Source organism: Roseovarius sp. CAU 1744, from assembly GCF_039839345.1.
Lineage (GTDB): Bacteria > Pseudomonadota > Alphaproteobacteria > Rhodobacterales > Rhodobacteraceae > Roseovarius.
On sequence record NZ_JBDOQV010000009.1, the window covers coordinates 1 to 22771 of the forward strand.

20 protein-coding genes are annotated in these 22771 nt (G+C 60.8%); 12 read left to right on the forward strand and 8 right to left on the reverse strand.

Features of this window, described 5'->3' with window-relative positions:
* Nucleotides 1-238: 238 nt before the first annotated feature.
* The 5 genes from AAFO92_RS17590 to AAFO92_RS17610 all read right to left on the reverse strand — a co-directional run bounded on the left by AAFO92_RS17590 (nt 239) and on the right by AAFO92_RS17610 (nt 3834).
* Nucleotides 239-571 carry a hypothetical protein gene (locus tag AAFO92_RS17590; RefSeq protein ID WP_347537340.1) on the reverse strand — a complete coding sequence of 111 codons (333 nt, stop codon included), beginning with the start codon at nt 569-571 and terminating at the stop codon, nt 239-241.
* A 12-nt stretch (nt 572-583) separates the two neighbouring features.
* Complete coding sequence (locus AAFO92_RS17595) at nt 584-769, reverse strand: DUF5681 domain-containing protein (protein WP_347537342.1); 186 nt, start codon at nt 767-769, stop codon at nt 584-586.
* 193 nt (nt 770-962) lie between these two features.
* A complete protein-coding gene (locus AAFO92_RS17600; RefSeq protein ID WP_347537344.1) occupies nt 963-1574 on the reverse strand; it encodes a site-specific DNA-methyltransferase in 612 nt (203 codons plus the stop codon).
* Between the two features lie 30 nt (nt 1575-1604).
* A complete protein-coding gene (locus tag AAFO92_RS17605) occupies nt 1605-2246 on the reverse strand; it encodes a ParB N-terminal domain-containing protein (protein WP_347537346.1) in 642 nt (213 codons plus the stop codon).
* A gap of 871 nt (nt 2247-3117) precedes the next feature.
* Entirely contained in the window at nt 3118-3834 is a 717-nt protein-coding gene (locus AAFO92_RS17610) for a GntR family transcriptional regulator (protein ID WP_347537347.1), read from the reverse strand.
* On the opposite strand from AAFO92_RS17610, the gene AAFO92_RS17615 reads away from it, so the two are divergent.
* From AAFO92_RS17615 to AAFO92_RS17635, 5 genes are all read left to right on the forward strand, one after another.
* Nucleotides 3820-5559: an ABC transporter substrate-binding protein gene (locus AAFO92_RS17615; RefSeq protein ID WP_347537349.1), complete on the forward strand. Its 1740-nt coding sequence runs from the start codon at nt 3820-3822 to the stop codon at nt 5557-5559. The two genes, AAFO92_RS17610 and AAFO92_RS17615, sit on opposite strands and share 15 nt — an antisense overlap.
* 217 nt (nt 5560-5776) lie before the next feature.
* Nucleotides 5777-6667: a 4-hydroxy-tetrahydrodipicolinate synthase gene (gene dapA / locus AAFO92_RS17620; RefSeq protein WP_347537351.1), complete on the forward strand. Its 891-nt coding sequence runs from the start codon at nt 5777-5779 to the stop codon at nt 6665-6667.
* A 59-nt stretch (nt 6668-6726) separates the two neighbouring features.
* Nucleotides 6727-7980 carry an FAD-dependent oxidoreductase gene (locus AAFO92_RS17625; protein ID WP_347537353.1) on the forward strand — a complete coding sequence of 418 codons (1254 nt, stop codon included), beginning with the start codon at nt 6727-6729 and terminating at the stop codon, nt 7978-7980.
* 10 nt (nt 7981-7990) lie between these two features.
* Nucleotides 7991-8692, forward strand: a complete 702-nt coding sequence (locus tag AAFO92_RS17630; RefSeq protein ID WP_347537355.1) for an SDR family oxidoreductase — start codon at nt 7991-7993, stop codon at nt 8690-8692.
* A gap of 59 nt (nt 8693-8751) precedes the next feature.
* On the forward strand, nt 8752-9768 hold the full coding sequence (locus AAFO92_RS17635) for a proline racemase family protein (protein WP_347537357.1): 1017 nt from the start codon (nt 8752-8754) through the stop codon (nt 9766-9768).
* 127 nt (nt 9769-9895) lie between these two features.
* Here AAFO92_RS17635 and AAFO92_RS17640 read toward each other — a convergent pair whose 3' ends face one another.
* The gene (locus AAFO92_RS17640; protein ID WP_347537359.1) at nt 9896-10558 is read right to left on the reverse strand and encodes a TetR/AcrR family transcriptional regulator; all 663 of its coding nucleotides are present in this window, start codon (nt 10556-10558) and stop codon (nt 9896-9898) included.
* Nucleotides 10559-10677: 119 nt separating this feature from the next.
* Here AAFO92_RS17640 and AAFO92_RS17645 point away from each other — a divergent pair, with 119 nt between their 5' ends.
* The 4 genes from AAFO92_RS17645 (at nt 10678) to AAFO92_RS17660 (ending at nt 15310) form a co-directional block, all read left to right on the forward strand.
* Nucleotides 10678-12723, forward strand: a complete 2046-nt coding sequence (locus tag AAFO92_RS17645) for an NADH:flavin oxidoreductase (protein ID WP_347537361.1) — start codon at nt 10678-10680, stop codon at nt 12721-12723.
* Nucleotide 12724: 1 nt separating this feature from the next.
* Entirely contained in the window at nt 12725-13753 is a 1029-nt protein-coding gene (locus tag AAFO92_RS17650; RefSeq protein WP_347537363.1) for a proline racemase family protein, read from the forward strand.
* 337 nt (nt 13754-14090) lie between these two features.
* On the forward strand, nt 14091-14417 hold the full coding sequence (locus tag AAFO92_RS17655) for a hypothetical protein (RefSeq protein ID WP_347537365.1): 327 nt from the start codon (nt 14091-14093) through the stop codon (nt 14415-14417).
* Complete coding sequence (locus tag AAFO92_RS17660; protein ID WP_347537367.1) at nt 14414-15310, forward strand: DMT family transporter; 897 nt, start codon at nt 14414-14416, stop codon at nt 15308-15310. The genes AAFO92_RS17655 and AAFO92_RS17660 overlap by 4 nt, the downstream gene beginning before the upstream one ends.
* Nucleotides 15311-15651: 341 nt before the next feature.
* Here the strand turns inward: AAFO92_RS17660 and AAFO92_RS17665 are convergent, their stop codons facing one another.
* The gene (locus AAFO92_RS17665; RefSeq protein WP_347537369.1) at nt 15652-16479 is read right to left on the reverse strand and encodes an NmrA family NAD(P)-binding protein; all 828 of its coding nucleotides are present in this window, start codon (nt 16477-16479) and stop codon (nt 15652-15654) included.
* Between the two features lie 177 nt (nt 16480-16656).
* Here AAFO92_RS17665 and AAFO92_RS17670 point away from each other — a divergent pair, with 177 nt between their 5' ends.
* Complete coding sequence (locus tag AAFO92_RS17670; protein WP_347537371.1) at nt 16657-17655, forward strand: AraC family transcriptional regulator ligand-binding domain-containing protein; 999 nt, start codon at nt 16657-16659, stop codon at nt 17653-17655.
* Nucleotides 17656-18062: 407 nt separating this feature from the next.
* On the opposite strand, the gene AAFO92_RS17675 is transcribed toward AAFO92_RS17670, so the two are convergent.
* Nucleotides 18063-18737 carry an ankyrin repeat domain-containing protein gene (locus AAFO92_RS17675; RefSeq protein ID WP_347537373.1) on the reverse strand — a complete coding sequence of 225 codons (675 nt, stop codon included), beginning with the start codon at nt 18735-18737 and terminating at the stop codon, nt 18063-18065.
* Nucleotides 18738-19009: 272 nt separating this feature from the next.
* Between AAFO92_RS17675 and AAFO92_RS17680 the strand changes: the two genes are divergently transcribed.
* Both AAFO92_RS17680 and AAFO92_RS17685 read left to right on the forward strand, forming a co-directional pair.
* On the forward strand, nt 19010-20755 hold the full coding sequence (locus AAFO92_RS17680; protein ID WP_347537375.1) for a sigma-54-dependent Fis family transcriptional regulator: 1746 nt from the start codon (nt 19010-19012) through the stop codon (nt 20753-20755).
* Between the two features lie 157 nt (nt 20756-20912).
* The gene (locus AAFO92_RS17685) at nt 20913-22712 is read left to right on the forward strand and encodes an NAD(P)/FAD-dependent oxidoreductase (RefSeq protein WP_347537377.1); all 1800 of its coding nucleotides are present in this window, start codon (nt 20913-20915) and stop codon (nt 22710-22712) included.
* Nucleotides 22713-22771 lie beyond the last annotated feature (59 nt).

Consider the following 22771-nt stretch of genomic DNA (forward strand, 5'->3'; position numbering starts at 1 on the left):
ACTCATAGAACAGCGCCGCCTGCGCTTCCTGCTTCGGTCCCATCATGGCTCATTCTCCCGCTCGTTGAGAGAATTGAATCAGCAGTTCATGCACCAATCAAGGAAGAGTTTTTCAACAAAATCGGCTCTAAGCAGCCAAATGCCGCGGTTTTCTCGAACGACTGGTTTCTGCGGGATCACTTGCTCGAGTGCTACTCCACCCCGGCCGGTTTGGCCGGTCGGGGCAAGGGGGCTCGCCTCAATTCACCGCGGCGAGCGCCCGGTCGATGATGCTGAGGACGCGCTCGACATGGGCGATTTCACCGCGAATGATATCGCGGATGCGTTCGTCCTCTTCGACCTCCAGGTCCGCCTGGTAGACCTCGAGATCTTCCTGCCAGCCGGCGCGTTTTTGCCGCCACATCTCGAGCTCGGCCGCCTCTTCCTTGGTCATCGGGCCTGCCACCCAGGCCTGGCCGGTGTGCATGTCGATCTTGACGTGATCGAGATGTGGTACCGGATCGGGCAGATCCGTGATGCCAAGCCGTGCGCGCCGGTCAAGCTCGCGGTCCCGCTCGATCTTGAAATCCATCGCGGTTGAGAGTCACTCGTCCGCCAGCTGCTTGTTCTGCCGCTCTGTGGTGGCGAGCATCTCGGCGAAGAGCCGTTGCGCCCGGTGTTCGCCCTTCGCCGCATTGACCGCCAGTGACCGCACGATCGCCTGCGCCATCGGAATGGTCACGGCCCGAGCCCCGTCGCGCACAGTAATGTCGCGATAGGCCTCACCCACGAAGATCGCCTTCAGGCGTTCTTCGTTGAGCCGTGGCAGCTTGTTCTTCGCGCCCTAGGGCCGACCGCGCGGATTGCCTGACTTTCCGGGCTTGAACCGCGTGGCCGTCGGTGGCTTGCCAAAGCCAACCTCGTAGTGTGCATCAGGCCTTGTCATGGGGAGGTCATTCTTGCCCTTTGTCCTTCGGCAGCCTTCAAAGTTTGAGAGGGTGGCGCCGTCCAACCGCAGAACAGTTGCTCGGCCTCGTCTTTGGCGTAGGCCTCCCATTGCCGAGGATCCGGTCGAGATAGACCGGGTCGAGCTTGCAGAGATAGCCGCGCCGGCCGGCCCTCTCGGCCGCGATTAGCGTCGAGCCGGACCCGCCAAAGAGGTCCAGCACGATCTCACCCCGGCCCGAGACATCCCGGATCGCATCGGCAATCATCTGTACCGGCTTGACCGTCGGATGCAGCGCCAGTTCCGCCATCCGCCCGGCATGGCGGCTGTTCACGCCGCGGTATTCCCAGGCATTGGTGCGGTAGCGCCCGTGCTGGCCCAGCTCGAACGTGTTGATATGCGGGGCGGTGCCCTTCTTGAAGGCAAAGATCAGTTCGTGACGTGACCGATAGAACGTGCCCATGCCGCCATTGTCCTTGGCCCAGACAATGAGGTTCTTCAACTCGTCATAGACGGCATGACCCGCCGCCAGCATCTCGGGCATGTGCCGCCAGTCCATGCAGAGGAAGTGAATGGAACCATCGACGCTGTGACCGGCGAGATTGCGGAAGGCACGTTCGAGGAAGCTGGTGAATTCGCCCGCGTTCATTTCGCCGGACGCCTTGGCAAACTCCCGGTGCTAGATTTTCCCCGAATTCCCCACATGCCCGTCGATCGGCACGTTGTACGGCGGGTCGCTGAACACCATCCGCGCCTCGGCACCGTCCATCAACACGCCCACGATATCCGCATCCAACGCATCGCCGCAAATGAGGCGGTGCCGCCCGAGCTGCCAGATGTCTCCGGGCGCGACCCGCGCCGCTGCATCCGCTGGCATCACGTCGTCGTCCGGGTTGCCTGGTTCCTCCGGCGCCACCGCTTCCAGCACACCCTCGATCTCCGGAATGGAAAACCCCGTGACCGAAACATCGAAGTCCAGATCCGCCGACATCAGCGCGCCCAGCTCAACCGCCAACAGATCCTCGTCCCAGCCGGCATTGAGCGCCAGCTTGTTGTCCGCGAGCACGTAGGCACGTTTTTCTTCCGCGCTCATGTGATCGAGCCTGAGGCACGGCACCTCGCTCATGCCGAGCTCCCTGGCCGCCGCCACCCGGCCGTGCCCGGCCAGGATCGTGCGACGCTCGTCAATGAGCACCGGATTGGTGAACCCGAAGGTCTCGATGCTCCCGGCAATCTGTCGAACCTGCTTCTTCGAATGAGTCCGCGCATTGCGGGCCCAGGGAGTGAGTTCGTTAATATGTATCTGCTCTATGGCTGCCATCTTTTGGCTCCTTATGGCGCTCGCGCGCACTACGTTGATGGCACCAGCCGTTACCGGCCTGGCCGTTAGTTTTGGGAAAAGCCCGCTATGACGTTGCGGTGACGCGGTCGCGATAACTCTCGCGATCAGCGAAGCCGCGTAGAAGCGGCGGGCTCAGGCTCCTTTCCGAGTGACGCGTCCTGTCGGAGGCGACGTGTTCGTCCGGGGTGGCCTCATCTTCTATTTATCTGTCTCATCTGCGATGCGTCGGGATCAGCCGATGCCTCGATCGAGAACATAACATGAACGAATAAATCGGAAAAGCTAAACTTAGGAAATTCTTGCGGAACGCCGGTTCCCTGTTATCGCGCGGCAAAATCCCTGTTGCCGCAAATATCTTCCCTGTTCGGCCGGAATAAATTCCCTGTTATCTCAAGAACAGGGAAATGGCGCATAACCCACGGAAAAGAAGTATTTAATCAGGACGGAATTTCGCAGTTCACGCGAAAAACACAAAAAACCGCCGATTTCCCTGTTAATTCCCTGTTTCCGGAGCAATTCCGCAGAGACCGTCTAGCTGGAGACTGGTTCCACTGCCAAAACTCCTCCAGCAGAAACGCATGAGCCTCCCTGACGAAGCTGCCTCGTCAGAAGACGATGAGATATCTTACACAAAGTCGCAGGGTTGTTTGCGGTGGCCAGATTCTTGGCCAAACGCACGATTCTAGGCGGAAAAGTCCATGTGTGCCGCGGCAACAACACGCCCAGTTAGCCGGGATCCCAGGCGCGTTTCGGGGTTTCAGCCGCCACGGCAAAGCGGATTGAAATCAATGGCCCCCTGCCGTGCCCCAGTTTCGTAAGAAATGGCACTGAACCGGATGTCTGGCGCCCGTCAGGCTTTGGGTTCAAATTCGAAATCGTCGTCATAATTGGCGCGCAGGAAGTTGACGAAACGGTCGTGGAATTGCCGTGTGTGTCGGTGTGCTAGCCGGTCGGCTTTCGTGACGTCCTGTTCACGAATGGCCTCGATCATATCGTAGTGATCCGAATTCAGCAGATGATCGGTGCTCGATGCCTGAATGAAATCGAAATGCATGTGCAGAATCCGGCGGCCTTCATCCAAGAGTTGGCCATAGCTCCGTGCCAGGTATGGGTTGCGTCCCGCATCCGCGACCGCCATGTGAAAGTCGCGATTGGTTGAGGACATGTCCAGATAGTCATTGCGGCGGCAGGCATCGTCGAAAGCGGCGGCAAGCTTGGTCATACGATCAATTTCGCCCTCTTGCCGGTTGCGCGCGGCAAGGCGCGTGTTGATCCGCTGCAGAAAATCCAGCGCTTCGACATATTGCGGAAACCCGATGAGGTCTATCGGCGCCACCAGCGTCGAACGGTTGGATAACATCACGACAAGCCCGTCGGCCGAGAGGCGCACCAAGGCCTCTCGGACCGGCGAGCGCGACATGCCGAATCGCTTAGACAGCGTGGTTTCATCAAGCGGCGCGCCGGGCTCGATCTCCAGTGTCAGGATTTCTCGCTTCAGCTCGTCATAGACCCGTTTGGCACCCCCGCCCTTGGTCTGTTTCTTCGCAGAAGTTTGAATTCCATCCATTTTCGTTCCTTTGGCGTGATTAGGACCGTCTTTTATCCTTCTTGGCCCCAGTTACCAAATCTATTGACTTGTCGACACATTGTCGACATAAGAAAATCGCAAATCAAGGGAGACTTCTTGGCTATGAAAAAAGATCAATTGCTGATTGACAGGCTGGCAGATGCGGCGCGCGAGGGAAAAATCTCGCGGCGGTCCTTCATGAACTATTCGATCGCGGCGGGGTTGACCGCATCAACGGCAACCGGATTGTGGGGGACCGCTGCGAAGGCGGAACCGAAGCGCGGCGGTAAATTCCGGATCGGGTGTCATGACGGGAACACGTCGGAAACCCACGACCCCGGTCAGTACTACTCGTTCACAACGATTCAACTGATACATTCGTTCAGGTCCTACCTGACGATGATCAATCCCGACGGTTCGCTCGGCGGCGATGTCGCCACGGAATGGAGCCCGGCAAACGGCGCAACCGAATGGACCTTTAAACTGAATGACAAGGCCACGTTCCACAAGGCGGGAAAACTCAAGGCAAGCGATGTCATTGCCTCGATGAACCATCACCGCGGTGAGGCCAGCACTTCGGTGGCGAAATCGCTGCTGTCCGATGTCGTGGATATCGTCGACAATGGCGACCATTCGATCACCTTCAAGCTTGCGTCGGCCAATGCCGACCTGCCCTGGCTGATGACTGACTATCATCTGGCCATCGTCCCTGGGAACGAGGATGGCACAGCCAATTGGCAATCCGTCGACGGCTGTGGTCCTTACCGGCTGGAAGAGCATGAGATGGGCGTAAATTACCGGCTTGTGCGCCACGACGATTGGCATGGTGAAGGCGCGTATTTCGACGAGATCGAGCTGGTGGTTCTGAATGACCCGAACGCCCGTCAGTCCGCTCTGATCACGGGCGATGTCGATGCGGTCTCGCTTATCGAGAACAAGACGATGGCCCTGATGGAGCGCAATCAGGATGTCAGCATCAAGAACGTTCCATCCGCCTCCGCGATCACCCTGCCGATGCATTGCGACACGGCGCCGTTTGACAATGTCGATGTGCGCATGGCGCTGAAACTGGCGCTGAACCGGGAGGAGTTGCTTGAAAAGATCATGTTCGGCGCCGCCACGATCGGCAACGACTACCACCATTCGCCGGCGATGCCCTACTGGCCGGACCTCGAACAGCGCCAATACGATCCGGATCAAGCCAAGTCGCTTCTGAAAAAAGCGGGCATGGAGAATCTGGAGGTCAATCTGAGCGTTGCCGATTCAGTGACTTCCGGCGCGGTCGATATGTGCGTTCTTTATGCAGAACATGCGAAAGCCGCCGGTATCAAGATCAACGTCGTTCGTGAGCCCAATGATGGGTATTACTCTGACGTCTGGTTGAAGAAACCATGGTGCGCTGTTTCCTGGGGTGCACGGCCTACGCCCGACGTGATGTATTCGTTGACCTACAAGGATGACGCCACCTGGAACGAAAGCCGCTGGCAAAATGAGCGTTTCAACGTCCTGCTGCGTGAAGGCAAGGCAGAGACTGACGATGCGCGGCGATCGGAAATCTATCGAGAGATGGGCCAGATTGCCCGTGATGATGGCGGCACGGTCATACCGTTCTTCCCGAACTGGGTTTATGCGACGCGCGCGAATGTCGGCCATGGCGACCAGTTTGCAGCAAGTTGGCCGCTGGATGGTGGTCGGGCCTCCAGCCGCTGGTGGTTTAACAGCTAACGCGTCACGCGTTCTGGTTCAGGCCCGCTCTCCCTGTGCGGGGCCTGTTCAGGTCTGGCAGTCGGGGCAACTCGATTTGCCGGACCTTCTTTGGCGGGGGTGAGGCCCGGATAGCGGCACGGTCTGCTGCGTCCGCTTTCGTCCAGCCGTCAATGGCTTGCCCTTGCCACCCGTACAGGTCGCAAGATCCAACACCTGGTAATGAAGGACACAAGACATGAGCTACAACGTCAGACTCTCCGGCGTGATGCCCGCGCTGGTCACCCCGTTCGATGCGGACAACAAGATTGACTTTGATGCGTTCGGCAATCTGCTGGCTCATTTCCGAGACGCGGGCATAACCGGTTGGGTGCCCAACGGATCGACCGGCGAATATTTCAGCCAGTCGACCGAAGAGCGCCGGCAGGTGCTGCAATTCGTCAAGGATTTCGCCAATGATGACGAAGTGCTTATCGCGGGCACCAACGCACCCGCCACGCGCGAGGTGATCGAACAGACGGCGATGGCAAAAGAGATCGGCTATGACAACGTGCTGCTGGCTCCGCCCTTCTACACGCGTCCGACCCAGGATGAGTTGATCAGGCACTACGAAACCGTATTGGCCGAGGTCGACGTGAACCTGGTGCTTTACAGCTACCCCGCCAAGGACGGGTCCGACATCTCGTTCGAGTTGATGGACCATTTCGCCGATAACCCGCGGGTCATCGGCATCAAGGAAAGTTCTGGCGTTCTGCAACGCGCCATAGACATCGCCTCGCGTTACGAAGGCAAGATCCAGTTGATTTCCGGGTCGGATGACATCGCGCTCGATTTCATGCTCTGGGGCGCGGAAAGCTGGATCTGCGGGCCGTCGAACTGCATGGCGAAGGCCTGCTGCGAGCTCGACCGGCTCTACAAGGCGGGCGATCTGGCTGCCGCGAAGGAGCTGATGAAGAAGCTCTACCGAGCGATGAATATCCTGGAGTCCGGTAAGTTCGTTCAGAAGATCAAGTATGGCGCCCAGTTGCAGGGCATGCCCGTAGGCGAATGCCGGGCGCCGCTCGGACCGCTTACCGATGACGAGAAGGCCGCGCTCAAATCCGCGATGGAGCCGATCCTCGAAAACTGAGGGCCGCTTACCTCCCGCTGGGCCTATCCGCCCGCAAGCACATCCTAATGAGGTGGTACGTGGCGCACGCGACCAATCAGTCACGCATAATTGTCATCGGTGCCGGTATCATCGGCACGGCTTTGGCGTATGAATTGCAAAAGCGCGGTTATGCCGTCACGCTGGTCGATCCGGAAAGGCCGGGGTGGGGCGCCTCTTACGGCAACATGGGCTCAATCGCTGTGACCGAGTTCATGCCGGTCTCGCGACCGTCTGTCTGGTTGCAGGCGCCGGGGTGGCTTCTGCAGCCAGAAGGCCCGATCCGCGTGGCGCCCGGCTATGCGCCGCGGCTGGTCCCGTGGTTCCTGCGGTTCTTCCGGTCGGGCCTCCCTTCGAAACTGCCAGAGTTGGAAGCGCAAGGGGCAGCTTTGTGCAGGCGGGCGCTGGCGGACACGACCTCCCTGATGGCTGAAATCGGAATTGAAAGCGATATCAGCAGCACGGGCTGTCTGTCGCTATATGCCAGCGAAGGCGAATTCAGGGCCGACCGGGAACGGCTCGACATGCTGGACCGGCACGGGTTCGACTACGAAATTCTGGGCCAGAACGCAGTGCGCGATCTGGAACCCGAGCTTTCCCCGGTGATACAGAAAGCGGTGCTGCTGCCGGATAACCGTACACTGCGTGACCCGTTTGCGCTGGTGACGCGCCTGGCCGAGGCCTTTGTGTCACGCGGCGGGACGATCCTTCAGCGCAAGGTGACCGGTTTTGAGCGGGCTGACCGGATCACCGGTGTCCGGCTTGACGACGGGCAGGTTCTCAAAACCGACAACGTGGTTCTCGCTGCTGGTGCCCATACTGCCCGCCTGTCCCGCCTTCTGGGGGAACCAATGCCGCTGGAATCCGAACGCGGCTATCACACGCAGATCAAGGCGCCGGGCATGGTGCTGAAACATTCGGTCATCTGGCCGGCAAAGGCATTCATGGTCTCATCCACCGGCGGCGGCATCCGTGTTGGCGGGACGGTGGAAATGGCGGGGCTTGATGCTGCGCCGGACTGGCGGCGCGCCAAGTTCACCCTCAAGCGGGCTTGCCAGGCCCTGCCAAATCTGCAAATCGAAGGGGCAACCGAATGGATGGGCCACCGTCCGGCTTTTCCCGATACTGTGCCGGTGATGTCCGCCTCGGTCAGAACCAAAGGCGTTTACTACGCCACCGGCCACGGGCATCTTGGCCTGACCTACGCTGCGACAACCGCAAGACTCATGGGGCAGCTCATTGCAGGTGACACGCCCGAAATCGATCTGCACCCATATCGCGTGAACAGATTCTAAGGAGAGCACAATGACCGACAAGACATGCCTGATCATCGGCGGCGGACGTGGCATGGGGGCCGCTACCGCGCGTGAAATGCGTGCCCGCGGCTACAACATGGCGCTTATGTCGCCGTCGGAATCCTGCGAAACGCTCGCTTCGGAACTTGGCGGTGTCGCGCGCCGCGGCAAGGCGGAAAACGCGGAAGACACACATGCCATCTTCGATCTGACGATGGAAACCTATGGCCGCGTCGACGCCTGCCTGATCCATGTGGGCGGCCCGCCCAAGGGCGAGTTGTTGGAGATTTCGGAGGACGATTGGGACAAGGCCAACGCGATGGTGCTGAAGCCGGTGATCCGCATGGCCAAGCTGTTGACACCGGTGATGGAAAAACAGGGTGGCGGCTCCATCGTAAACATCACCACCTTTTCGGCCTTCGAGCCTTCGCTCACATTCCCGACCTCTTCGGTCTACCGCGTCGGCGTGTCCAGTTTCACCAAGCTCTTTTCTGACCGGTACGGGCCTGCGAATATTCGGATGAATTGCCTGCTGCCAGGTTTCACCGACAGTCTCGACCTGCCTCAGAAATTCGCGGACATGTCGGCGCTCGGGCGGCTTGCAAGGGCGGAAGAACAGGCCAAGGCCGCGGCCTTCCTGCTGACAGACGACAGCAGCTATATCACCGGGCAGTCGCTGCGTGTCGATGGCGGCGTAACCCGTCACATGTGATCGGCTGAATGACGATCTTTCGGACGAACAACCAAAGCTGACCGCAGAAAGGGCAGACCTTGCATTGGACACGCACCATCCAGACTGTGGATGTGCACTGCGCCGGTGAAATTGGCCGCGTGATCACCGGGGGTGTGCTCAACGTACCAGGTGCGACCATGGCCGAAAAGCTTGACCATCTGAACAAGGTCGATGACAGCCTGCGCCGCTTCCTCTGCTCAGAACCGCGATCCGGCCCCGCCGGGTCGTTCTGCCTGTTGGTGCCGGCCTGCGATCCGGTGGCCGATATAGGGCTGATCATTCTGCAGCCGGATCAAGCGCATGCAATGTCCGGCTCAAATGCCATGTGTGCCGTGACAGCGATCCTGGAAACGGGCATGAAACCGATGGCTGAACCGGAAACCGTGGTGGTGCTTGATACCGCAGCGGGGCTGGTGCGTGCCGTCGCCGCCTGCGAAAACGGCAAGGTCACAAGTGTTGCACTTGATATGCCGGCATCGTTCGTGGCCAGGAAAGATGCTGAAATCAAGACTGACCAGTGGGGCACCGTCCGATATGACCTTTGTTTCGGTGGTGTCTTTTACGCTTTGGTGGATGTCGATCAGATCGGTCTGACCATTTCGCCCGAAAATGCCCGCGAACTGGCGACAAGTGGCGTCGCGCTTCGAAACCTGATTGCAGATGTTGAAATGGCGCCGCATCCGACAACGCCCGCCCTGAACGGGCTGGCATATGTCATGTTCCGTTCAAACGAACCGGACGGGGCGATCAGAACCTGCACGACGCTCAGACCGGGGCGCGCGGATCGGTCCCCATGCGGCACCGGGTCGAACGCCAACATGGCGGTGCGACATGCCGAAGGTCGTGCAAAACCTGGTGACGTGCTGGTTTCGCGCTCGATTATCGGAGGGGAGTTTAGGACCGAATTTCTTGAGGAAGCAGAGGTGGGTTCCTATCGGGCCACCAAGAACCGTGTTTCGGGCCAATGCTGGATATATGCCATCACCCAGATTGGCTTGGATCCGTCCGACCCTTTTCCGACAGGTTTCACCCTCTCGGACACATGGGGCGGCTAAGAGAAAACCATCCGCAGCAACACGGCACCGGAGCGGTGCGGGCTTTGACCGCCCCCGGCCGGGGCAGGTGATCCATTCTGGCGTCACGGGTAATCTGTCGAACGGCCAGATCGGATCCGCCTGCAGGTTATCGGGGTTGGGAGGCCGGGTTGTATTTCAGACGCGCGTAGAACCGTGCCAGTTCGCTTTGCGAAGGCGATTGGCCACAGAACGTCTTTACGTATCCCGGCGCGCGTTCCAACCGAACGGCGTCGCTTTCGTTGAGTTGCATCGAGATATAGCCGATCTGGGTAAGGTAAACCGTCCGCGAGCGCACGTCGGCCTCGCTCTTGTCAAAGTCAAATCGCTCGAACATCGCCCGGATCGCGGACAGCCTTGCCTCGTCTGCGTTGTGGACCCGGGCGGCGACCATGTCGGACTGATGCGCCCACCCGCGGACTGCAAAATCCAGCTGCGATTCGAACAATGTTTCATCATGGAAGACGACAATCAGGTTCAAGACGGCTTCGGATATGGTTTCCGCATAAGCTCCGCAAGCCTCGACAAAGGCGCCGGTATTCTTTGATTCCCACTCGTCCAGAAGCGCCTCCAATAGCGCGCCTCGGTCCTTGAAGAACCAGTAGAAACTGGTGCGGGCTATGTTCAGCCGATTGGCCAGTGGTTGGATTTTGACCGCATCGACACCTGAGTCGATGATCGCCTGTTTGGCGGCGTCCAGCCAGACATCGCGCGAACCACGCCAACCGGAGGTTTTGCCGGCTGGTGCCAGGGTATCGGGTTTCGAAGTCATGACGCCGACACTACGCCCCTTGGAGATCGTGAGCAATAAAAATATACACTGATGAACTAATAATTGACATAAGTGAACATTTTGGCGATACAGTCTGAAAACGCCAGTGAGTCTTGCCCATGTCCAAAGATCCCCTTCTCCAGCCTTACCAGCTCAAACACCTGACGCTCAGGAACCGGATCATGACCACAAGCCATGAACCGGCCTACCCCGAGGGCGGGATGCCGAAGGAACGCTACGCGGCTTACCACGCCGAACGGGCAAAGGCCGGTGTGGCGCTGGCGATGACGGCAGGGTCGGCGGCGGTGTCAAAGGACAGCCCGCCCGTTTTCAACAACATCCTTGCCTACAAGGACGAGGTCGTGCCCTGGATTCGGCAACTGACCGACGCCTGCCACGCGCATGGCTGCGCGGTCATGATCCAGCTGACCCATCTGGGCCGGCGCACCACCTGGTCCACGGGCGATTGGTTGCCTTCCGTCTCCTCCTCGAAACACCGCGAACCAGCGCACCGGATGTTTCCGAAGCTGGTCGAGGATTGGGACATAGACCGTATCATCGGCGATTTCGCCGATGCGGCCGAGCGGATGAAGGCCGGAGGGATGGATGGGGTCGAAATCGCGTCCCACGGTCATCTGCTAGACCAGTTCATGTCACCTCTGACCAACGATCTGGACGGTCCGCACGGTGGATCGGACATCGCAACGCGTGCGCAATTCACCCTCGATGTGCTGCGTGCAGTGCGCGACAGGGTGGGCGAAGACTTCATCCTCAGCCTGCGCATGGGCGCCGACGAAAAAACCCCCGGCGGGATAACGATCGACGAAGGCATTGAATTGGCAAGGTACATCCAGTCGGCCGGGCTTGCTGATGTTTTCAACATCAACGGCGGACGGATCCATACCGATCCCGCAATGACAGACATGATTCCGATACAGGGCATGGCCACCGCCCCGCATCTGGGGCTGGCCGGCGCTGTCCGCGCGGCGACGGGTATGCCGGTTTTCCATGCCTCGCGGATTCCCGACGTGGCGACGGCACGCTTCGCCTTGTCGTCGAGACAGCTTGACATGGTCGGCATGACCCGCGCCCATATGGCCGATCCGCATATCGTCAAGAAAATCGTCGAGGGGCGCGAGGACGATATCCGCCCCTGCGTCGGGGCGACCTATTGCCTCGATCGCATTTATCAGGCTGGCGAGGCCCTCTGCATTCACAACCCGGCAACGGGCCGTGAATTGACCATGCCGCACGAAATCCCGCCTGCGACCGAGCGGAAGAAAGTGGTGATCGTCGGCGCCGGCCCCGCCGGGTTGGAAGCCGCACGAGTCGCCGCCGAGCGCGGTCATGATGTGACCGTCTTCGAGGTCCAGCCGGATCCGGGCGGGCAGGTCCGCCTGACCGCGCAGAACCCACGGCGGCGCGAGATGATCTCGATCATCGACTGGCGCATGGCGCAATGTGCGGCCCGTGATGTGGAATTCCGCTTCAATACATGGGCCGAGGCAGAGGATGTGACTGCGCTGAACCCCGATGTCGTGATCGTTGCCACCGGCGGCTTTCCCAATACCGAACTGTTCGAGAGCGGCCACGAACAGCAGCTTGTTGTCAGCGCGTGGGACTTGATCTCGGGCGATGCGAAGCCCGGCCAGGACGTATTGGTCTACGATGAAAGCGGCGACCACCCCGGTCTGATGGCCGCCGAAATCGCAGCCAATACCGGTGCGAAAGTCGAGGTCATGACCCCGGATCGCACCTTTGCGCCCGATATCATGGCGATGAACCTCGTGCCCTACATGCGGGCGCTTCAGGACAAGAACGTGGCCTTCACGGTTACCCGACGCCTCAAAGACGTAGACAAGGACGGCAACCGGCTGAAGGCAACCATTGGTACGGATTACAGCGATTTCACCAGTGAGAAGTTCTATGACCAGGTGGTCGTGAATTACGGTACGTTGCCATTGGCAGACCTCTATTTCGAGTTGAGGCCATTCTCTTCGAACGGGGGCGTGGTCGACTATGACGCACTGATCGAAGGCCGCGCCCAGAAAGTGTCGCGCAACCCCTCGGGACGTTTCCAACTCTTCCGCATCGGCGACGCTGTAAGTGCACGGAACACCCACGCGGCCATCTATGACGCGCTGCGGCTGATGAAGGACATCTGACATGCGGTCGTCGAAAACCATCCACGTCATCTCGGCCCATGCCGAAGGAGAGGTGGGCGATGTGATCGTCGGTGGGGTCCTGCCGCCGCCGGGCGATACCATCTGGGAGCAAAGTCGCTGGATCGCCAACGACCAGACCCTCCGCAATTTCGTTCTGAACGAACCGCGTGGCGGGGTCTTTCGGCATGTGAATCTGCTGGTGCCGCCGAAGCACCCCGAGGCGCAGGCCGCCTGGATCATCATGGAGCCCGAGGATACGCCGCCCATGTCGGGGTCGAATTCAATCTGCGTTTCAACCGTGCTGCTCGATGCCGGACTGGTGCCCATGCAAGAGCCGGAGACCCATCTGGTGCTGGAAGCGCCCGGTGGCCTGGTGCGCGTGCGCGCCGAATGCAGGAACGGCAAGGCTGAACGTATCTTCGTGCAGAACGTGCCGTCTTTCGCCGCCGAACTGGATCAGACGCTCGAAGTCGAGGGCCTCGGGAAGCTGACCGTCGACACGGCTTATGGCGGCGACAGCTTCGTGATCGTCGATGCAGCCGCTCTTGGGTTCTCGCTGAATGAATCCGAGGCACATGACATCGCAAAACTCGGCGTTCGGATCACCAACGCCGCCAACGATCAGCTGGGATTCGTCCATCCCGAGAACCCGGACTGGCGCCATATCTCCTTCTGTCTGTTTGCCGGACCGCTGAACGAGGGTGCGGACGGGTTCGAGACCGGCGCCGCGGTGGCGATCCAGCCCGGCAAGGTCGACCGGTCACCTACTGGCACCGCTCTGTCGGCGCGTATGGCGGTGCTGCACAAGCGCGGCAGGATGAAAGTGGGCGACCGGTTGATGGCACGTTCGCTGATCGGCTCGACCTTCACAGGGATCGTCCTTGGCGAGGCGAAAGTGGGTGCGCGCCCCGCCATCATTCCGGAAATCTCCGGACGTGGCTGGATTACCGGGATCCACCAGCACATGCTTGACCCCTCCGATCCGTGGCCGGAAGGATACAAATTGTCCGATACTTGGGGCGCACGGTAGTTCTTTTTCGCATTGCGCATGGTCAGCGCGCGGGCCCGCCGCGTGCCGCGCGTTGCCTGCGGAATCTTTCCTGGCACTTCGTGGTTGCCGCCAAAGCTGGCTCTGTCCCGCGCTACGACAGCGGCAACCGACCGACGCGACAGGACGGTTGAAAAATGGCGAGATGCATTAGTTTCAATGATCGGCGCAGGAAGGTATTCCGCACCGCCAGGATTGCACTGGTTTTCTGCGTCAACGAAAGGCGGGCGGGCATTAACCCGGCAAGCCCCGGTCAACCGCCTTCCGGCGCTGAAATCACGGTTGTTTGCGCGCAGGCCTCGACCGCGAAAAGGGTCGTGTGACGCGTTACGTCAAAATCACTGTCGAACAGTCGGTCGCAGTGCGCCCGGTACGCTTCCTGTTGTGCCCTCGGGTGCCCAAGGCGCGACATCGTCTGCGGCTTCCGGTCTTTGCGATGCAGAACGCGATCTCGTTCAAGCCCATGCTGACCCTCGCCGCGATCACGGCGCTTGGTTCGCTGTTTGTCTTTCTGTTCCAGATCGTTGAGGGTCGCTTTACCGATGACCCCGCAATGATGACCGGCCTGATGATCTGTTTCACGGGCGCGATCATCGCCACCTATGGCGGCGCGAGGTGCAGTGAAGGAAAGGCCGGGAGACTGTGACCAGGGAGATACAAACTTACCGAACGGGGCTCGCCGTTGGCGCCATCGTCATCGCCGTGCTGGCACTGTCGCTCGGGGATGCGATCATCAAGGCCACCGGCCTCGATCTTCCATTGTGGCAGATGTATATCCTGCGTTCATCGCTCGTGCTGCCGCCGCTGTGGTGGTTGGTCCGGCGAAATGGCACGCGGCGTTTTGGATCATTGGTCTGGGTCATTCTGCGCTGCGCTCTGCTGGTTGCGATGTGGCTCAGCTACTATTCGGCCCTGCCGCTGATGCCGCTTTCGCTGGCCGCGGCGACATATTACACATCTCCGATCCTGATCACGCTCGTTGCATCCGTCCTTGCCCGCCGCTGGCCGGCCCCACGGGTCCTGCTGGCGATCCTCATGGGTTTTGCCGGTGTGATTCTGATATTGCGCCCCGACACCTCCGGGTTCGATCTGGCGACATTGCTGCCGCTCTTGGCAGCGTTCCTATATGCTTGCGCGATGGTGCTGACCGCCCGGAAATGTCGGAACGACGATCCTTTCGCTTTGGCATTGGCGCTCAATGTCGCCTTCATTGTCGCGGGCGCGGGTCTCGGGGTCTTTTCGGGGCAAGAAGGCTCATTCATTCTCGGCCCGTGGCAACGCCTCGACCTTGCCCTGATCGGCGTTGTCGCAGCCCTTGCAGCAGCGATCCTTGTCGGTAGCGTCGGCGCAGCGATTGCCTACCAGAACGGCCCACCTTCGACGGTCGCGGCCTTCGATTACAGCTATCTCGTCTTCAGCCTGATCTGGGGCCTGATCTTCTTTGTCGAAATGCCCGGCGCATATTCACTGGCCGGTATCGTTATCATCGCGGTGGCGGGGTTCCTGTCACTGCCAAGACCGGAACAGACTGCCCGATGACCGACCGTCCGCAGCGCGCGGCCCTCGCCATGTTGGTCCGTCGCGGCATGGTCCGCCTCTTGACGCGCCGGAGTGCGCCTGATGCGGGGCTATTGGGCCACCCGGACGCGCGCGTCGATAGCGTCGTGGATTAGGTGCTGAGATCTTGAAACCGGCCCTTCGAGCGGGCGAAACGAAGGACAGCACAGCCCCGCTTGCCCGGCAGTCGGACTTGTGTAAACCCAATGTCGGAAACCCCGGACAACCGCACCGATGCTCAAGGCAGCCAGGCCGGAGACCCCAAGGGCGATTTTCGAGCACGGTGACGGCCATCGGGATCTCCTTTCGGTTGGTGGTTGCGCTCAGGCGGCGGTTTTCCAGGCGCCACGGGAGGCGGCCGCGGTTGCAAAGTCAGAAAAGTCGCGCGGCGCTCGACCGATCGCGCGCTGGACACCATCGGCCGTCTGCGCGTTGCGCCCGTCCAGCGTCTCTCGTGCAATCGCGGTGAAGACATCGGCCACGAAGTCACCGCCCGCCGCCGCGACATTGGCGTGGAAATCGTCAAACGTGATCGGCACGTGCTGGATGGGACGACCTGTGGCCTGCGACAGAACCCCGGCCATCTCTGCAAAGGTCATCAAGCGGGGGCCGGTGACTTCATAAAGTTCGCCGGTGTGTCCGCCTTCGGTGAGCGCGGTGACGACAACATCGGCGATATCGTCGATGTCGATGATGGGCTCGGCCACGTCACCGCCCGGCATCGGCAATATGCCCGCCAGGATCGGATCACGCAGATAGCCTTCGCTGAAGTTCTGCGCGAACCAGGCGGCGCGTACGATGGTGAAGGGGATGCCCGAGGCGCGAACGACCTCTTCACCGAGGCGCGCGTGATGTTCGCCACGCCCGGACAAGAGAACGATATGTTCAAGACCGCTGGCGGCCGCGACCTTGGTGAAGGCCTCCAGGGTTTCAACGGCACCGGGAAAGGCCAGGTCCGGGAAATAGGTGACATAGGCCTTGGCCGCGCCGCTGAGTGCGGGCGCCCATGTTGCCGGAGTTTCCCAATCAAACGGGATATCGGCGTTGCGTGATCCGCGACGCACGGCGACGCCCTTGTCTTCGAGCTTGGACACGACGCGCGATCCGGTTTTTCCGGTGGCGCCAACGACGAGGATGGGTTTGGTTTGCATGTTCTTTCTCCTTGGTTGCGCTTGATGACCAAGGTGTAGCCAGCTGGACGGGTCCGAGTATTGACCGCCGCCGCCAGGGTTTTGACCGCGCACGCCAATCGCGTCCTGTGACATACCGGTTTGCAGCGGCTATCATCTGCTCATGCACTCTTATCGACCCATTCACGGGCCTCGGTCATGGCCTATGTAACATCGCTCTTTGCGCGGAAGATGGTCGCCGCCGCCGGGTCGGGCATCGACCAGCGGGCAACGCTGGAGCAGGCCGGCATCGACCCGGACGCGCCGTGGGATCCGAAATTCATGATCCCGGCCGCGACCTACTACGAGATGCTTGAAGGCATGGCCGAACAGATCGACGTGACCAAACTTCCGGTTCACGTCGGCGCGTCCATGCGATGCGACGAATATGGCGCGCTTGGTCTGGCCTGGAAGGCGGCGCCAACGCTGATGGCGTCCTGTTCGCGGATCGAACGCTACGCCCGGATCTGGACGGGTGTTGTCACCTACGAGCTTCGCGACCACCCGCGCGGCACGCTTTTCATACTGCACCGCGATGGCGAACGGCGGCTGGGTCTGCGCCTGTCGAACGAAGCAACCCTTGCCAGTGCCGTCTCGCTCTCGCGGCAGGTCTGCCCGGTCCCTTTCAGCCCCATCGAGGTTTTTGTTCAGCATAAGGAGCCCAGATCGAAGGCCTTCCACGAGGCGTGGTTCGGCTGCCCGGTTACATTCAGCGCCGATCTTGATGCGATCCTCATCTCAGATGAGGCCATCAACCGGCCAAACATCCTTGGTGACGAGGGGATCTCGAGATACCTCATGTCAGACCTCGACAGGGAACTTGCCAAGGTCGACAAGTCACCAGCCGTGGTCGGCGAAGCCAAGGATGCGATTGCACAAGCGCTGAGTGAAGGCACGCCCAGAATGACGGAAATTGCCAAGGGCCTTGGCCTGAGCGCCCGGTCTTTCCACCGCCGCCTCTCGGAGCACGGTCTGAGCTTTCAGACCCTAACCGAGGAGACCCGCCGCGAGCTTGCCGAAGGTTTGCTGCGGGATAAGCAGTATTCGCTCGCAGAGGTGGCGTTCCTTACGGGGTTCTCAGAGCAAAGTTCTTTCACGCGGGCATTCAAGCGATGGCTGGGGACAACCCCCGCAAACTATCGCAAGGCAAGGATATGAATGGCGCTGCGTTCGCTGCGAAGGTCAAGGGCACAGCAGCCGACTGGCTCGGCGCGGCCACAACCAAGAACGCTCGAAAGCTGCCTTTCTACGGCTACATGGCTCGCATCCGCCCCAGAGCGATCCGACGGCTCGTAACCAGCCCGTCTTCAAGGTGATATTGACGGCCCGGCAACGGCAGCAGTGCAGCTTGGCAATGCCTTTTCGCGGCGCGGGGTGCCCAGGGGATGTAACGCGGCCCTTGCTGCTGGCTGGCGGTGTGCAGCGAAGTCATCCTCTGTCCCGCGTTTCGGTCATCTGGCGTGCCTGAATGCTTCAGCATTGACCAATATCGGATCCAGAGGGCATCTGCGCCGCAATGTTCGGCGATGTGATGAAGGTCCCGAAAGGCCACGGTTGCGGCACATTCAGTCTCGTTGCCGTAGCCTTGCCGCCATCTCTGTAAATCCTCGGTTTTCCGCGTGCTGCAGCGGCGTGACGCCGTGCCGGTCGGCGATGGTCCGGTCTGCCCCTGCCGTCAGCAGAGCGTCCAGCACTGCCTGGTGGTTCTCGCGTCCGTCGCCCAGAACCACGGCCTCCATGACCGCCGTCCAGTGCAGGTTGTTGACGTGATCGAGCGGCGCGCCTGCAGCGATCAATCGCCGGACGACGTCGACATGGCCCAGATGGGCAGCGGCGATCAGCGCCGTTCCATCATAGGGACTGGTTGTGAGGCCCGGATCGTTGCCAAGTTCGATCGCAAGAGACATCAATTCGGGATCGTTGGCCACGGCTGCGATCGTGACGACATCATAGGCCTGAAATTCAAGGGCGTTCATGTCGGCCCCGGCGTCGGCAAGCGCGCGCAATGCCTCGTCCTGCGAGGCAAATGCCGCCACATGTATCGGGCTGCGGTCACGGGGATCGCGGGCGTCGATGTCAGCCCCTTCCGCCACGAGCCGCTGAATAGTTTCGGTGTCGCCGTTCTGAGCGGCTTTGAAGAGCCCGTCATAATTGGCGACCTCGCTGGCCGAGGGCGCCATCTGTGCCGTCCCTGCGGTGGCGTAGCAGATCATGAAGATGACGAGTGCGGCGCGAGCCATGGCGAGTTCCTCCTTCCGATCCAATCGTTCAACTGCGCGAGCCTGGCTCGCGAACCGGTTTGCTGAACAAGAATACGCGAATTGCTGCGATTTGCACGAACGGCCACGCTTGGAAATCTCGCCGGGCGCAACTTGGACGTTTTCGACTACGCGACAGGGGAAATTGGCGACCGGCACCCCGGATCGTCGCATCAAACCTTAACCCTTTCGTCTAACTGACCTTGCCGCCCATCCGTGTTAGCCTGTCCCCGGCATGACTGCGGGAGGACGGCATGCGCGATTTGGATCATGTGAAGGAAATCGACGAAGTCTTGCGCGGGCTTGAGACCGGTCGCGACCGCATCGTTTCCGATAGCTGGCGCCGATGTGTCGAATCCTACGGCATGGACCCGACCCGGCCCGATCCGGCGCATATCGTCACCGAGGCCGAGCTTCGCGAGCACCGGGAGCAATCCGAGAGGCTGATTGCGACGGCGCGATCCGGCCTGCAGACGCTGTTCCGGCAGGTTGCCGGCCAGAACTACGTCTTGTTGCTGGCTGATGCGCAGGGCGTGTGCGTCGATTTCTTCGGCGATCCCCGGTTCGAAGACGAGTTGCGCAATGCTGGCCTCTACCTTGGTTCGGACTGGACCGAAAACCTTGCGGGCACCTGCGGCGTCGGGTCGTGCATCGTCACCGGAGAAGCGATCACCATCCACCAGAGCGACCATTTCGGCCTGGCCCATACGCCGCTTTCCTGTACCGCGGCGCCGATCTTTGACACCAAGGGCGAACTTTCGGCGGTGCTCGACATTTCACTGCTGCGCTCGCCATCCCCGAAGACTTCGCAGAACCTGGCGATGAACCTTGTCGCGGCCTCGGCACGGCGGGTCGAGATGGCGAACATCATGGCGATGAGCGGGCGCGAATGGGTTTTGCGGGTCTCGACCAGTCCGGAGTTTCTGGATGTCGACCCCGAGGCCGCGGTGGCCCTGGATGGGTCGGGTCGGATCGTGGGCATGACCTCGGGTGCGCGACATGCGCTTGATCCCGACAATGACGACAGCCTGATCGGCACGCGCATCGACGAGTTTCTCGAGATGACTGTCGATGACCTTCCGGACCTGATGCGGGGCCGCCCGCCCGAGGATCGCTTGCTGCGGCTGAAGGACGGGCGCGGGCTTTTTGGTCACGCCATTGCGCCGCAGGCCCCCCGCGGGACGTCGGGGCTGGCGCGCCACCGGCCTGAGCTTCCGGGCGCCCTGGGCAGCCTGGCTGGACCCGATCCGATGATGTTGAACATGCTGACCAGGGCCGGCCGGCTTTCTAAGACCGCCGTGCCGCTTTTGATCACCGGCGAAACCGGCACCGGCAAGGAGCGCCTTGCACGTGCGATTCACGTCTGTGGCCCCCGCAGCCGCGGCTTCCATTCGCTGCGATGCGCCGGTCTTCGTGACCTGGAAATTCTGGACGATGTCGCGTCGGGCACGCTGTTTCTGCGCGGTATCGAAGACCTGTCGCCCGAGACACAGGACGCCCTGCTTACAATTCTTGACCGCCGTGACGACCTTCGCGTCATTTCATCGACGCGGGGTGACGCGTCTCAGCTGGCCGAAACACTGCGCGAAGACCTGTTCTACCGGATTGCCGGCGCCGTGCTTGCGCTGCCACCGCTGCGGCACCGTGCAGATTTCGACTGGCTGCTGGACCGGCTTCTGCGCCGCCGAATGGCCGACAACCCGCGCCTTTCGCCAGCCGCAAGGGCCGAGCTGAAGTCGCGATCATGGCCGGGCAATCTTCGCGAACTCGAAACGGCGCTCGACATCGCCGTTTCACTTGCCGAGGGGGCGGTGATCGACCTGACCGATCTTCCGGCGCCGCCCGCCGCACCGGCCCAAGAAGAAATGCCGGACACCGATCTCGAAGCCATCCTGATCGCCTGCAACTGGAACATGTCGCAGGCTGCGCGCCGCCTTGGCGTGAACCGCTCGACCGTGCTGCGCCGCGTGCGAAAAGCCGGTCTGACCCAGTCGGAATAGCCTGATCTTGTTGCGCCGCCGTTGCGCGCGCAACAGCCATGGGGCCCCAGGCCTGTTTTCCGGCGCATGACACCCAAAAGCATTGGCCGGACGCCAGGGATTTCTGCCAGCCTTGACCGCGAGGAAATCAATCTGCACGGAAACCGGAGGTAAACCCATGCTTGACTCAACCGCAATCGACCACACCCAGGCGTTTCTCGATGAATTCGGGAAAGCGCTCGAATCGGGTGATATTGACAGGGCCAAGTCGATGTTTCTCGACGACAGCTACTGGCGCGATCTCGTGACATTCACCTGGAACATCAAGACCGTCGAAGGCCCGTCCGGGGTCGAGGACATGTTGAAACATCAGCTTGCCACCACGAAGCCGGCGAACTGGCAGATCGCCGATGGCGAAGTACCCACCGAAGAGGACGGCGTCACCACGGCCTGGATCACTTTCGAGACCGAGCTGGCGCGTGGCTACGGGCTGGTCCGCCTGAAGGAGGGCAAGATCTGGACCTTGCTGACCACGATGTCCGAATTGAAAGGCCTGGAGGAACCCAAGGGTTTTGCCCGGCCACTTGGTGCCAAGCATGGTGCGGGCAAGAACCGGACGACGTGGAAAGAGGAGCGTGAGACGGAGGAGGCAGAGCTGGGATATTCCAAGCAGCCCTATTGCCTGATAATCGGCGGCGGCCAAGGCGGGATCGCGCTTGGCGCACGGCTGCGCCAGCTTGGTGTGCCGACAATCATCGTCGAGCGGAACGATCGGCCGGGCGACAGCTGGCGGAAGCGGTACAAGTCGCTCTGCCTGCATGACCCGGTCTGGTACGACCATCTGCCCTACATAAAATTCCCTGAGAACTGGCCGGTTTTTTCGCCCAAGGACAAGATCGGCGACTGGCTGGAGATGTACACGAAGGTCATGGAACTGAACTACTGGACCAGGACCACGGCCAAATCGGCGACCTACGACGAAAAGGCCAAGGAATGGACCGTGACCGTCGATCGCGAAGGGGAAGAGGTGGTGCTGAAACCGAAACAACTGGTCATGGCCACGGGCATGTCCGGCAAGAAGCGGATGCCGGAATTTCCCGGCATGGATCAATTCAGGGGCGTGCAACAGCACTCCTCGGAACATGACGGACCCGACAAGTGGAAAGGCAAGAAGGTCGTGGTTGTCGGATCCAACAACTCTGCCCACGATATCTGCGCCGCGCTCTGGGAGCACGACGCCGACGTCACCATGGTTCAGCGGTCGTCGACACATATTGTGCGATCCGACACGCTGATGGATGTCGGCCTTGGCGCGCTCTATTCAGAAGAGGCCGTGGCCAATGGTATCACCACCGAAAAGGCAGACCTGATATTCGCCTCGCTTCCTTATCGCATCCTGCACGAATTCCAGATCCCGGCTTATGCCGAGATGAAGAAGCGCGATGCAGATTTCTACGCGGGATTGGAAAAGGCCGGGTTCTGGCTGGATTGGGGCGACGATGACAGTGGGCTCTTCATGAAGTACCTGCGCCGCGGGTCCGGTTATTACATCGACATCGGCGCGAGCCAGTTGATCATCGATGGCGAAATCAAGCTGGAGCGCGGCCAGGTTGTTGAACTCGACTCGACCGGGGTGATCCTGGACAACGGCAAGCATCTGGACGCCGACCTGGTCGTCTATGCGACCGGCTACAACTCGATGAACGGGTGGGTGGCCGACCTGATGGGACAGGACATGGCGGACCGCCTGGGCAAGTGCTGGGGGCTTGGATCGGACACCACCAAGGATCCGGGCCCCTGGGAGGGCGAGCAGCGCAACATGTGGAAACCGACCCAGGTCGAGGGCCTTTGGATGCACGGCGGAAACCTGCACCAGTCGCGGCATTATTCGCAGTTCCTGTCCCTGCAGTTGAAGGCCCGGATGGAAGGGCTGTCGACACCGGTTTACGGGCTTCAGCCGGTACACCACCTGAGTTGACGATTGGCGCGCCCGGGCATTGCGGCCCGGGCGCGCTTCGACGCTGGAGCGAGAGCATT